Here is a 13,199-nt window from a genome sequence, read left to right as displayed (position 1 = left end):
TCAGGCCTTCGCGGCGGCGGGCGCGCCGGGCGGCATTGCCCCCGGCTGCACGAGGCGCGGGCCCAGCAGCTTGGCGATCACCTCGTCGCGCGGGCCGAAGCCGTGCACGCTGCCCTCGTTCAGCAGCAGCACCAGATCGCACAGGCCGAGATTGTTGGTCTTGTGAGTGATGAGGATGACCGTGCGTCCCGCCTTCTTCAGCGCCTGCACCGCCACGTTCAGCGCCTGTTCGCCGGCTGCATCCAGGCTGGCGTTGGGCTCGTCCAGCACGATCAGCGCCGGCATGCCGTAGAGCGCGCGGGCGAGCGCGATGCGCTGGCGCTGGCCGCCGGAGAGCGAAGCGCCGTTCTCGCCGATGTCGGTATTGTAGCCCGCCGGCAGGCGCTGGATCATCTCGTGGGTGCCGGCCATCTGCGCCGCCGCCACGATCTGCGCGTCATCGCGCACGCCGAAGCGGCAGATGTTGTCGGCAATGGTGCCGGCGAACAGCTCCACATCCTGCGGCAGGTAGCCCAGATGGGCGCCGAGCTGCTCGGGATCCCAGTGTCTGAGGTCCGAGCCGTCGAGCCGCACCGACCCAGCCGTCACCGGCCACACCCCCACGAGGATGCGGGCCAGCGAGGACTTTCCCGCCGCGCTCGGGCCGATGATGCCCAGCACATGGCCGGCCGGCAGCGCGAAATTCACCCCGCGCAGCACCGGAAATTCCGTGCCCGGCGCATGGGCGATGAGGTTCTCCACCTGCACATGGCCCTGCGGGTCCGGCAGGCGCATGCGGGCGGCCGGCGGCGGCACGGCGCGCAGCAGCTCCTGCACCCGGCCATGGGCCGAGCGCATGTTCACGATCGCCTTCCAGTTGCCGATGGCCATCTCGATGGGCTGGATGCAGCGCCCGACGATGATGGAGGCCGCGATCATCATGCCCGGCGTGATCTCGCGATTGATGGCCAGATACGCCCCCAGCCCGAGGATCAGGCTCTGCATGAACATGCGGTTGAAGCGGGTGGCGGCCATCAGCGTGCCGCCCCGGTCGGAGGCCACCGCGTGCCAGTTCAGCGCTTCCCCATGGCTGGAGATCCAGCGCTTGCGCAGGTTCGGCACCATGCCCATGGCCTGGAGCACCTCCGCATTGCGGAAGGTGGTGGTGGCCTGGCTGTTGGCGGCGATGTTGGCCTTGGTGGCCTGATCCAGCAGCTTGCGGGTGGCGCGGTCATTGGCATAGGCCAGCGCGCCCGAGATCAGGCAGCTGATCACCGCCAGCAGGCCGTACCAGGGGCTCAGCAAAGTGGCGAACAGGATGTAGATCGGCACCCACGGCAGGTCGCAGAGCGACACCAGCCCGCCGCCGGTGAAGAAATCGCGCACCGTGTCGGTGTCGCGCAGGGCCTGCACATGGGAGGCGGAGGCCTTGCGCAGGGAGGCGCGCTGCACGGCGTCGAAGGCGTGGTCGTTGATTTCCTCGTCGAACTTCAGCCCCGCCCGCACCAGCAGGCGCGTGCGCAGGGATTCAAGGCCCGCGCAGACGGCATAGAGGATGGCGATGAGGACGGTGAGCACCACCAGCGTGGCGATGTTCCGGCTGCTCAGCACGCGGTCATAGACCTGCATCATGTAGAGCGGGCCGGTCAGCCCGAGAATATTGATGAACAGGCTGAATACCAGCGCCGTGCCCAGCGCCGGCCGGGCCGCCCGCACGGCGGCATCAAGCGCCGTATCAACCTTCGAGCCCGGCAAACGCTGGCGCAACTGCGCGAAAGACATGGATTCCCCCACCCGCCGGCCCACAACCGGTCAGCTACCATGACACCGAGCCTCGTCACGCGGGAAGGGCCGTCCATTCCATTTTGCGCAGAGGCGACGTTATTTCGTCTCATAGTGCGCCTGCGCCACGCTTGCCACGGCGGCTCTTTCGTTCCGGCCGAAAACTCCTCTAAATGGGCAAAGGGAAAACTGCCGCATTGCAGCAGGCGGAATTGGGGGATGCATGACGAGTGCCGTGTGGGCCGTTGTGGCCGAAGCAGAGACTTCCGGGCAGGATAAGGACCAGCCGCTGCGCGACGATATCCGGCTGCTCGGCCGCATCCTCGGCGACACGGTGCGCGAGCAGGAAGGCGATGCCATCTACGAACTGGTGGAGACCATCCGCCAGACCTCCATCCGCTTCCATCGCGATGCCGACGAGGCCGCCCGGCAGGAGCTGAACACGCTGCTCAGCTGGATGGAGCCCCGCGTGGCGGTGCGCATCATCCGCGCCTTCTCTTACTTTTCGCACCTCGCCAACATCGCCGAGGACCAGCACCACTCCCGCCGCAACCGCGCCCATGCGGTGGCCGGCTCCGCCCCGCGCCCCGGCACGCTGGCTGCCGCCTTCGCCCGCGCCGAGAAGGCCGGCATCGGCCCCGATGAGCTGCGCGCCTTCTTCGCCGACGCCCTCGTCAGCCCGGTGCTGACAGCCCATCCCACCGAAGTGCGCCGCAAGAGCACGCTGAACCGGGAAATGGAGATCGCCGATCTGCTCGACCTGAAGGAGCGCATGCAGGCGACCCCGGAGGAGGCCAAGGCGCAGGAGGAATCCTTGCGCCGCGCCGTGCTCACCCTCTGGCAGACGGCTCTGCTGCGCCGGGTGAAGCTCACCGTGCTGGACGAGGTGGCCAACGGCCTCTCCTATTACGACTACACCTTCCTCGCCGAGGTGCCGCGCCTGCTGTGCGCCATCGAGGACGAGTTGGAGGATATGGGCGCGCCGGCGGATGTGGGCGAGATCCCGGCCTTCCTGCGCATCGGCAGCTGGATCGGCGGCGACCGCGATGGCAATCCGTTCGTCACCGCCGACGTGCTGCGCGAGACCGTGCGCCTGCACCGCAACCGCGCCATGGCCTTCTATGAGGAGCAGGTGTCGCTGCTGGTGGGCGAGCTGTCGCTGGGCTCCAGCCTCGTGCGCATCTCTCCCGCGCTGGCGGCGCTGGCCGAGACCTCCGGCGACAGGGCCCGCGAACACAAGGAGGAACCCTATCGCCTCGCGCTGGTGGGCATCCTCGGGCGCATCCGCGCGACCATCGCCGCCCAGCATGCGGCGGATGCCGGCGACACCTCCCCCGCCGCCGACGCCACCGGCCAGCCCTATCCGGACGCTGCCGCCTTCCGCGCCGATCTGGACACCGTTTACCGCTCGCTGATGGAGAACGGCTCGAAGATCCTCGCCCGTGGCCGCCTGCGGCAGCTGCGCCGGGCGGTGGACAGCTTCGGCTTCCACCTTGCCGCGCTCGACCTGCGGCAGAACTCCGACGTGCACGAGCGCGTGGTGGCCGACCTGCTGGAGCAGGCCGCCCCCGGCACGAACTATCTCGCCCTCGACGAAGAAGGCCGCATCGCGCTGCTGCGCAAGGAACTGGCGAACCCGCGGCCTCTGGCCTCGCCTTACCTCACCTATTCGGAGGAGACGGAAGGCGAACTCGCCATCCTGCGCACCGCCGCCGAGGCCCATGCGCGCCTCGGGCCGGCGGTCATCCCCAACTGCATCATCTCCAAGGCCGAGGGCGTCTCGGACATGCTGGAGGTGGCGCTGATGCTGAAAGAGGTGGGGCTTGTCTCCGCCAAGGGGGTGAGCGCCCTCAACATCATCCCCCTGTTCGAGACCATCGGCGATCTTCAGGCCTGCGGCCCGGTGATGGACCGCCTGCTGTCCCTGCCCGACTACAAGGCCATCGTGCTGAGCCGGGGCGGCGAGCAGGAAGTGATGCTCGGCTACTCGGACAGCAACAAGGACGGCGGCTTCGTCTCCTCGGGCTGGGAGCTTTACAAGGCCGAGATCAACCTCATCGAGGTGTTCGGCAAGCACAAGGTGAAGCTGCGCCTGTTCCACGGCCGCGGCGGCTCCGTGGGCCGAGGCGGCGGACCGTCCTATGACGCCATCCTCGCCCAGCCCGCGGGTGCGGTGAGCGGGCAGATCCGCGTCACCGAGCAGGGCGAGATCATCTCCTCCAAATATTCGACCCCCGAGAACGGGCGGCGCAATCTGGAGATCCTGGTCTCGGCCACGCTGGAATCCAGCCTGCTGGACACCGGGCAGGCGAGCCCGCGCCCGGAATTCCTGGAGGCCATGGAGGAACTCTCCGCCACCGCCTTCAAGGCCTATCGGGATCTGGTCTACGAGACCCCCGGCTTCGAGGACTATTTCTGGTCCTCCACCGTCATCAACGAGATCGCGACGCTCAACATCGGCTCGCGGCCGGCCTCGCGAAAGAAGACGCGGGCCATCACGGCGCTGCGGGCCATTCCGTGGGTGTTCTCCTGGGCACAGTGCCGGCTGATGCTGCCGGGCTGGTACGGCTTCGGCGCGGCGGTGGCCGCCTTCGTGGAGGCCCGCCCCACGGACGGGATCGCCTTCCTGCAGAGCATGTACAAGGAGTGGCCCTTCTTCCGCACGCTGCTGTCCAACATGGACATGGTGCTGTCGAAGAGCAGCCTTGCGGTCGCCTCGCGCTATGCGGAGCTGGTGCCGGACGTGGCGCTGCGCACGCGCATCTTCGGCCGCATCTCGGCCGAGTATCAGAGCTCCATCACCAGCCTTCTGGCCATCATGGGGCAGCGGAAGCTGCTGGAGGCGAACCCGCTTCTGGACCGCTCCATCCGCAACCGCTTCCCCTATCTCGACCCGCTGAACCATGTGCAGGTGGAGCTTCTGAAGGCCCACCGCCGCGAGGCCGGCGGCGCGGAGGCGAACGATCAGGTGCTGCACGGCATCCAGCTGACCATCAACGGCATTTCGGCGGGTCTGCGGAACAGCGGGTGAGGGGCGTGGGGGTGGCCGTTTGGGTCGCCCCCGGTCGAATCCTTCGAGACGTCGGACTGTTCGAGGCTCACATTGCTGCTGATTGATCTGATCAAGGCCCTGTTTCCCGACGGCTATCTGTCCTTCGAAACCGACATGGTGGCTGCCAAGGGGCCGATAGAGGGCACGGATTTCAGAGGCCCGCCCTATCTCTGTACGGACCTGTTCGCCATTGCCGCATCCGCCCTCCAGCGCAGCGGCGCCTATCACCATGTCTGTTCCGACAGCCTTCCCCCGAGCCTGCGCACGATCACAGTCGACGATATGGATCGAGCCCACTGGAGAACGGCCGGCGAGGCATGGCGGGCGCAGGAACCCCCGCCACCCGCTGTCCTGACCATCTGGGCCGATTTCTGGTCCCTCCGGGACGCCGACCTGTTCGTGACCCTCGCCCCCGTCGCGAGCGAACCCGCATGGTGGCGTCTCGCCCTGTCGCTGATGTGCATCGCGGATGAGGCTGCGCAGGGTCTCGGTTTCAAGCGATCCGCTAGCCAGCTTTCACTGCTGGCGGACCTCATCGAACGACTCTTCATGAGTAAGATCGGCCACACGAAACAGCCCTTCAGCTGTTCCGAGGCCAATCCCGATCTCGTCTGCGTGCTGCCGAAAAGCCGGACTCCGTCGGTGGGCGCGACGCTGCGGTCGCTGAGCCACAATCTGGCGCTCCTGCCGCCCCGGGGACTGGCCCGCGCCTATTGGCTGCCCTACACCGCGCCCTCCAGGCATGACAGGACGCAGGACGACAAGTCCCTGAACTGCCTGCTGGTGCCCATGCCCTTTCGCATTCAGGCGCAATCCATCGTGGGTGAACCGGGCCAGAACGGAGATACGGGCGCTTTCCATGTGGATCCGGTCTGGTGCGAGCGATCCAGGCCTCCGCATGGCCCTGACAGCAACGACGGGTTCGCCCTGTTCTGGAGTTTCATCAAGGCGCTGATCGACGAAGCCGAGACGGATGTAGGGGAGGTCCACGCCCTCGTCTTTCCCGAGCTGTCGCTCAGCGCCTCGGTCTTCCGCAAGCTGGCGGATCGCCTGAAGGAGACGCACGTCGAAATCCTGATCGCCGGCCTGTTCGACTGGGTGGGGGACACCGACACCGAAGTCACCGACGGCAATTATGCAGCCCTCGCCGTCATCGGCGATGACGGTCTGATCACCCATCGGCAGAAGCACCATCGCTGGCGGCTGGACCGGCAACAGATCCAGTCCTATTCGCTGGGTTCCGCCCTCGATCCCTGCATCAGTTGGTGGGAGGACATCAGCATCACCAGCCGCAGCCTCGACGTCTATGTCCTGCGCGGCACCACCACCGTCACCACGCTGATCTGCGAGGATCTGGCCCGCCACGATCCCTGTCAGGAGCTGGTGCGCGGCATCGGCCCGAACATCGTCTTCGCGTTGCTGATGGACGGGGCGCAGCTCAAGGAGCGCTGGCCGGCCCGTTACGCCACCGTGCTGGCAGAGGATCCCGGCTCCTCGGTGCTGAGCTTCACTTCGCTGGGGCTGGTGGAACGAACCAACGACACCGGCCGCTACGCCCCCTCCCGCAGCATCGGGCTATGGCGCGACGACCGGGGGGAAACCACGGAGCTGAGCCTGCCGCGCGACAGCCAGGCGCTGTGCATCAGCCTCAGGTCCACGCCGTTCGAGGAACACACGCTGGATGGCCGTGGCGACGAGAAGACATCCGAATCCTGGCGGCTCGTGGGCGCTCAGCCGGTCAAGATCGATACCCGGAACGACAGCGCGCAGCAGATGCTGGCCGGCAAATGGCCAAAGCGACGTAGTCGTTAGGCAATGCCCGCAGACGTGTGTGCGGTTCTGCGGACTTGCGGTAGACCAATGGCTGAAAGCGTTTCCGCGCTCCCGGAAACACGGAAACGGTTCAGAACGTCGGGAGGCCGGTGCAGGAGAGGGCGTTGAGGCTGCGGCGCTCAGGCCGCCCGAGGGGATGTTGCGGCGACGGGCCCGCCCTCCGGCTCAGGCTTGGTGTCCGCGCCGTAGCGGGTCGTGACCTTCTCGAAACGCGGCTCCAGGATTTCCACCGCCCGCCGCCCCATGTCCGTCAGGCCCGCGTCCAGTTGCGTGAGCCTGTCGCGCACGTTTTTCAGATAACCGGCGCTGTATTCGACCATGGCCTGACACTCTCGAAAAGCTGCGGAGCCGCTGCATATGCGGTCCCGCCAAGGCTATCGTCCAACTGTACCATCCCACGAGACCTAGGCACCAGCGCCGCTGAACACAAGATCGCGCGGCACGTCGCGGCCCCTCGCAAGGTCACGACTCTAGCACGGGTTGCAATGCGGAACAAATCCGCAACCCACCCACGCCGGATGCCGTGCCGCCGCCCCGTCGAACGCTTGCGCGGCCTGCCCTCGCGGGCGCGGCACCCGTGCCCGTTTCCGCCCCCGCACCAAAACCGGCAGGGCACTGTGGCGCCGCGAACCTTGCCACTCCCCCCCTGATCGCTTAAGACGCACCAAAGGCCCCGGAACCAAAGCCGGGGCTTTCCTGTGTTCGCACGGCCCCGGACGGTCGCGGCCTCCCGCCGCCCCACGACGGGTCGGAAAGCTGAAAGGACCCCACACCGTGGCCAACGTGGTCGTGGTCGGCTCGCAATGGGGCGACGAAGGTAAAGGCAAGATTGTCGACTGGCTCTCCGAGCAGGCCGACGTGGTGGTGCGCTTCCAGGGCGGGCACAATGCCGGCCATACACTGGTCATAGGCGGCGTCACCTACAAGCTCTCCCTGCTTCCCTCGGGCGTCGTGCGCCCGGGCAAGATGTCGGTGATCGGCAACGGCGTGGTCCTCGACCCGCAGGCGCTGGTGGATGAGCTGTCGCGCCTCGAGGCGCAGGGCGTGCATGTGGGGCCCGAGCGGCTGCGCATCGCCGAGAACACCCCCCTCATCCTGCCGCTGCACCGCGAGCTGGATGCCCTGCGCGAGAATGCCAGCGAAGGCACGCGCATCGGCACCACCAAGCGCGGCATCGGCCCGGCCTACGAGGACAAGGTCGGCCGTCGCGCCATCCGCCTCGTGGATCTGGTGGATCCGGCGGCCCTGCCGGCCAAGGTGGACCGCCTGCTCACCCACCACAATCTGATCCGCCGTGGCCTCGGCGTTGAGGAAGTGAACCCGCAGGCGCTGGTGGACGAGCTCATCGCCATCGCCCCCAAGGTTCTGCCTTACATGGACCGGGTGTGGGAGCTGCTCAGCAAGGCCCGCAAGGATGGCAAGAAGATCCTGTTCGAGGGTGCGCAGGGCGCGCTGCTCGACGTGGATCACGGCACCTATCCCTATGTCACCTCGTCCAACACTGTCTCCTCCTCGGCGGCGGGCGGCTCGGGCGTCGGCCCCGGTGCGCTGGACTATGTGCTCGGCATCACCAAGGCCTACACCACCCGCGTCGGCGAAGGCCCCTTCCCCACCGAGCTGACCGACGACGTCGGCCAGACGCTGGGCACCGTTGGCCGCGAGTTCGGCGTGGTGACCGGCCGTCCGCGCCGCTGCGGCTGGTTCGACGCCGTGCTGGTGCGCCAGACGGTCCGCACCTGCGGCATCCACGGCATCGCGCTCACCAAGCTCGACGTGCTGGATGGCTTCGACGAGATCAAGGTCTGCGTCGGCTACAAGCTGGACGGCAAGACCATCGACTATTTCCCCGCGGAAATGGGCGAGCAGGCCCGCGTCGAGCCGATCTACGAGACCATCGAGGGCTGGAAGGACACCACCGCCGGCGCCCGCTCCTGGGCGGACCTGCCCGCCGAGGCGGTCAAGTATGTGCGCTGGCTCGAGGAACTGATCGACTGCCCGGTGGCGGTGCTCTCCACCAGCCCCGAGCGGGACGACACCATCCTCGTCCACAACCCCTTCCAGGCCTGATCAAAGGCCTGGAACACCAAGGTAAAGCTTCCGCACGATGGCTGATTACTACCCGCTTCTGGTTCGCGCGATCTCCGGCCTCCCGCAAAACAATGCGGAGGCCCGGAAGGTGGTGTTCGACCGGGCGCGGGCAGCCCTGCTGAAGCAGTTGCGCAGTGTCGATCCGCCCTTGCCCGAGGGCGAGATCGGCCGCGAGCGCATGGCGCTGGAAGAAGCCATCCGGCGCATCGAGATGGAGCAGGCGGACGCCTCCCCGGCCACCGCCGCGCCCACGCCTCCGCCGCCCCGGCCGCCCCGGCCGGAAGCCGCCCCCCACGCCCCGCTCAATCCGCGCCGCGAGGGCGACACCCCCGCCGACGCGTCCGGCGGACGTCCCGCCTTCTCCCGCGCCGCCCCGCGCCCCGCCGAACCGGTGGAACCGGAGTCCGAGCCGGAGGTCGAGGAGGACGACCAGACCATCGAGGTCACGACGCTTGACGAGCGCCGCCCCCGCATCGGCCGCGCCAAGGTGCGCGTGCGCGGCTCCGCCGCCCCCGAGGAGCGCGGCGGCAAGGGCCGAGTGATCGTGTTCCTGATCCTCGCCCTCATCGTCATCGGCGCCATCGGCGGCGTGGTGTGGAAGCGCGACATGGTGGCGGCTCTGTTCGCCAGCAAGCAGCCGCAGCAGACCGCCACCCAGCAGGCGCCCGCCACTCCCGCACCGGACCAGCCCAAGAGCGCCGACCGCCTGACGCAGGCCGGCGGCGATGCCGGCGCCCGGCCGACGCAGCCGCAGACCTCGCCCCGCGCGCCCGGCGCCGCCGTCACCACGCGCGCCTTCCTGTTCGAGGAAAGCCCCGGCAATGCGCAGCAGGTGCAGCAGTTCGAAGGCACCGTGACCTGGAAGACGGAGACGGTTGCCGGCGGCCCTGGCCTGCCGCCCGACATCGGCATTCGCGCCGACATCTCCATCCCCGAGCGCAAGATCAACGTGAGCTTCACGCTGCGCCGGAACCTCGACCAGACGCTGCCGGCCTCGCACACGCTGGAAATCAATTTTGGCCTGCCGCCCGACTTCCCCTATGGCGGCGTGAACAACGTGCCGGTGGTCCGCGTGAAGCAGACCGAGAGCGCGCAGGGCGCGCCGCTGGCCGGCCTGTCGGTGAAGATCAGCCCCACCGCCTTCCTGATCGGCCTCTCCGCCGCGCAGGTGGACAAGGCCCGCAACCTGCAGCTGCTGCAGACCCGGCCGTGGATCGACATTCCCGTCGTCTACACCAACAACAAGCGGGCGATCCTGGCCTTCGAGAAGGGCCCGGCGGGCACGCAGGCGTTCCAGGATGCCTTCTCGGCCTGGGGCGAGCTCTATCAGGGCGACGCCAACGGCGGCTGAGGCGAAGCGCGCCTGACGGCGGGTTCCCAAGCACAGACAGACGGTGAATCGTTGAACGCCCCTTTCCGCTTGCGCGGGAGGGGCGTTTTGCTTGCGGCGCCCCTCTACGCCGTAGCGCCTCCCCGATTGCGGCCTCTCGCCGACTGCCCCCACCTTCAGGCCTTCAAGCAGCCGGCAACTCAGGCCCGAGATTTTCCTGCACGCAAACTTGACTGACTAGGCACTCTCTTATAAATCTGCCCTCAGAAGAGGGGCTCATGGCCAGACCACGCAGCGACGAACGGCGAAACGCCATCCTGACAGCCGCCATCCGTGTGATCGCGACTGAGGGAACCGGCGCGGCGACCGCGAAGATCGCCAAGGCGGCCGAGGTTTCGAACGGGTCCCTGTTCACCTATTTCGAAACCAAGGCCGACCTGCTGAACGCTCTCTATCTGGAGCTGAAGGGGGAAATGGCCACCCTCGCCGTCGCGGGCCTGCCCACCGGGGGTGAGCCGCGCGACCAGTTGCAGCGTCTGTGGTCCAACTGGCTGCACTGGGCGCGCTTCAATCCCGAGAAGCGACGGGCGATGGCGCACCTCAGCGTCTCCGAGGAACTGACGCAGCAGACCCGCGATGCGGCCAGCCGGACCATGCCCGAGGTGGTGCGCCTCCTTGAGGAGTGCAGGAACAGGGGTTCCATGCGCGACGTCCCCATGACCTTCGTCATGGCCCTGATCGCCGCCATGGCGGAGGCGACCATCGATTTCATGATCCAGGACCCTGCGCAGGCGGAAGCCCATTGCAGCTCGGGGTTCGATGCCGTCTGGCGCATGCTGGCCTAAAGTTTTGCCAAGCGAATGACTGACTAGACAGACACTTATTTTGGGGGCCACGAGGGCCGACAGCCACGGCCTCTCGGCCGGCTGCGGCACCTCCCTCCCGGCCCGCCAGACATGGTTCCGCTTGTCGCCCCTCACCGCCCGAGGGGCGAAAGGCACTTCGGCCAAAGATTCCGCCCCGAGTTCGCGGACGAAGTGCGGCCTGCGGTCGGCTCTCCCCTGAGCCGACCGCAGGCCATGTTCCCTTGCCTCGCCGGGCTGCCGCGCGCCGCTCCGGAGCCGCCGACCACCACGCGAAGATCAGCCTCGATCCAACAGAGAACGCCCATGACCACCATGACGACGACGTGCGCCGACACCTTCGACTTCTTCCGGGCCTGGCTGCGCGCCCCGCTCCGGGTCGCATCCATCGTGCCGTCCGGTCAGGCTCTGGCGGAGCTCATCACCTCCGAACTCACGGCCGAGACCGGCCCGGTCCTCGAACTCGGACCCGGCAGCGGCGTCTTCACCCGCGCCATCATCAATCGCGGCGTCCGGGAATCCGATCTGGTGCTCGTCGAATCTGGCGCCGAATTCGCGACCAAGCTGGCCTTCAGGTTCCCCGCCGCCCACCTGCTCCAGATGGACGCCGCCGCCCTGCGCAGCGTGGAGATCCCGCAGGGCTGGCCCGTCGGCGCGGTGGTCAGCGGGCTGCCGCTGCTCTCCATTCCCGTGAAGAAGGTCATGGCCATCCTCGAGGGGGCCTTCGCCCAGATGGGCGCCGACGGGGCCTTCTATCAGTTCACCTATGGCCCGCGCTGCCCGGTGCCCCGGCCGATCCTGGACCGGCTGGGCCTGAAGGCGACGCTGGTCGGCCAGACCTTCGCCAACCTGCCGCCAGCGCGCGTGTATCGCATCCGCCGTCGCCCGGCGCGGCTCGCACCGGCGTGGTAGCCGCCCTGCGGGCCATGCGGCCACCCGGCTCTGCAGGTCGATATCCGGATGCGTAATGACGGAATGCGGGAGTAGCCGCGCCCCGTCTGCCCCCCCTCAGCCCTCGTCGTCATCCTCGGCATGTTCGGCCTCGTCGTCGCCGCCGTGGTCGGCGCCGAGCTTGGCAGCGAGGCTCTTCTCCACCTTGCGCAGCAGCTTGCGCAGGCGTTTGCGCTCCTTGGCGTCGAGGCCGTCGACGATCTCGGCCTCCAGCGCCTCCCACACACCGTCCACGCCCTGCCCGCGCTCGCGGCCGGCACTGGTGAGGAACACGCGCACGAGGCGGCCGTCGCCATCGGTGGCGCGGCGCTCCACCAGCCCCTGCGTGGTCAGGCGGGCGATGGTCTTGGAGGCGGTGGGCGGGCGCACGCGCAAAGCGGCGGCAAGGTCGCCCATGGTGCGGCCGTCATGCTCGCTCAGAAGCTTCAGCACCGCTTCCTGCCCCGGAAACAGCCCAAGATCCGCCAGCAGCCGGGCAGACAGCGCCCGTTGCAGCCGGGCAGCATGGTTCAACCGGTAGCCGATGGTCTTCGCAATCGGATCCTTCATCCCGTCCCCCCGAGCCGTCACGGCGGCGCGTGCCGCCTGCGACCTGCCACGGCGAAGCCGACGCGGCTCCGCCTCGCGCGCCACATCCGGTGTCCCTCGGAAACGGACGGTCTCCCAGACCATAAACGTCCCCCCGCCCTGCCCCCGAACAACGGCGGCAACAGGCCCGAATCCGGCGCGCGCACCCTTATCCTCGCGCCGGCTTACAATTTTACAACAATGCCCTTTTCAGGTGGTGGATTTCAACATTTTGGCAGCCCCCGAGTCCTTCGGACGCAGCCATCCGCCCCTTGATACCGCAACACATACCGCATCATGCAGGAACGGCCCGGATCGCGCTGCAATCCGGGCCGTCCAACCTGCTCGCTCCCCCGCTGCGGCGGCCATCACCCCGGCGGGTGATTCGCTCCGGAGCGGTAAAAGCGCCCTATAATTAGCCGACTTCAGAACTGGAAGCTGGCCGTGCCGCGCACCGCGTTGCTCTGGGTGTCGTTCGAGAAGGCGCCGTCATAGGCCACGCCCAGCGTGAAGCCCTTGCCGAGCGCGAAGTCGACACCGGCGCCGAGCAGCGCGCTGTCCTCGCCGATGGGCAGGCCCTGCGCGGTGAAGCTGGTGCCCGTGTTGAGATAGGTCATCGCCACTTCCGGCGTCACGTCGCCGAAGGCATGCCGCCAGCCCACCGAGGCGTGGGGCACGGCGGTGAGGCCGCCCAACGTGACCGCCGAGGCCACGCGCACGCCGAGCGTGCTGTACCAGGTGGAGAAGTCCTGAC

At 68.0% G+C, this 13,199-nt stretch carries 10 protein-coding genes; 6 read left to right on the top strand and 4 right to left on the bottom strand.

The window, feature by feature from the left end; genetic code table 11:
- Nucleotides 1-1,761 carry a type I secretion system permease/ATPase gene (locus tag IEW24_RS21975; protein ID WP_188582714.1) on the bottom strand — a complete coding sequence of 587 codons (1,761 nt, stop codon included), beginning with the start codon at nucleotides 1,759-1,761 and terminating at the stop codon, nucleotides 1-3.
- 223 nt (nucleotides 1,762-1,984) lie between these two features.
- Here IEW24_RS21975 and ppc point away from each other — a divergent pair, with 223 nt between their 5' ends.
- Nucleotides 1,985-4,792, top strand: coding sequence for a phosphoenolpyruvate carboxylase (gene ppc / locus IEW24_RS21970; RefSeq protein WP_188582711.1), 2,808 nt, complete (start codon nucleotides 1,985-1,987; stop codon nucleotides 4,790-4,792).
- A 72-nt stretch (nucleotides 4,793-4,864) separates the two neighbouring features.
- Nucleotides 4,865-6,625, top strand: coding sequence for a hypothetical protein (locus tag IEW24_RS21965; protein ID WP_188582709.1), 1,761 nt, complete (start codon nucleotides 4,865-4,867; stop codon nucleotides 6,623-6,625).
- Between the two features lie 140 nt (nucleotides 6,626-6,765).
- On the opposite strand, the gene IEW24_RS21960 is transcribed toward IEW24_RS21965, so the two are convergent.
- Nucleotides 6,766-6,966, bottom strand: coding sequence for a hypothetical protein (locus IEW24_RS21960; RefSeq protein WP_188582707.1), 201 nt, complete (start codon nucleotides 6,964-6,966; stop codon nucleotides 6,766-6,768).
- Between the two features lie 454 nt (nucleotides 6,967-7,420).
- On the opposite strand from IEW24_RS21960, the gene IEW24_RS21955 reads away from it, so the two are divergent.
- The 4 genes from IEW24_RS21955 (at nucleotide 7,421) to IEW24_RS21940 (ending at nucleotide 11,839) form a co-directional block, all read left to right on the top strand.
- On the top strand, nucleotides 7,421-8,713 hold the full coding sequence (locus tag IEW24_RS21955; protein ID WP_188582705.1) for an adenylosuccinate synthase: 1,293 nt from the start codon (nucleotides 7,421-7,423) through the stop codon (nucleotides 8,711-8,713).
- 37 nt (nucleotides 8,714-8,750) lie between these two features.
- The gene (locus tag IEW24_RS21950) at nucleotides 8,751-10,085 is read left to right on the top strand and encodes a hypothetical protein (protein ID WP_188582703.1); all 1,335 of its coding nucleotides are present in this window, start codon (nucleotides 8,751-8,753) and stop codon (nucleotides 10,083-10,085) included.
- Between the two features lie 257 nt (nucleotides 10,086-10,342).
- Nucleotides 10,343-10,909, top strand: a complete 567-nt coding sequence (locus IEW24_RS21945) for a TetR/AcrR family transcriptional regulator (RefSeq protein ID WP_188582701.1) — start codon at nucleotides 10,343-10,345, stop codon at nucleotides 10,907-10,909.
- Between the two features lie 333 nt (nucleotides 10,910-11,242).
- Entirely contained in the window at nucleotides 11,243-11,839 is a 597-nt protein-coding gene (locus tag IEW24_RS21940; protein WP_188583260.1) for a class I SAM-dependent methyltransferase, read from the top strand.
- A 96-nt stretch (nucleotides 11,840-11,935) separates the two neighbouring features.
- On the opposite strand, the gene IEW24_RS21935 is transcribed toward IEW24_RS21940, so the two are convergent.
- Nucleotides 11,936-12,427 (bottom strand): MarR family winged helix-turn-helix transcriptional regulator, encoded by a 492-nt coding sequence (locus tag IEW24_RS21935; RefSeq protein ID WP_188582699.1) that lies wholly within the window; start codon nucleotides 12,425-12,427, stop codon nucleotides 11,936-11,938.
- Nucleotides 12,428-12,870: 443 nt separating this feature from the next.
- On the bottom strand, nucleotides 12,871-13,199 hold a 329-nt coding region (locus IEW24_RS21930; RefSeq protein ID WP_188582697.1), incomplete at its 5' end, for an autotransporter outer membrane beta-barrel domain-containing protein.

It is taken from the genome of Azorhizobium oxalatiphilum, from assembly GCF_014635325.1.
In the GTDB taxonomy this organism is placed as follows: Bacteria; Pseudomonadota; Alphaproteobacteria; order Rhizobiales; family Xanthobacteraceae; genus Azorhizobium; species Azorhizobium oxalatiphilum.
The sequence above is the reverse complement of the archived record's forward strand: the minus strand, read 5'-3'. Positions and strand labels throughout refer to the sequence as shown.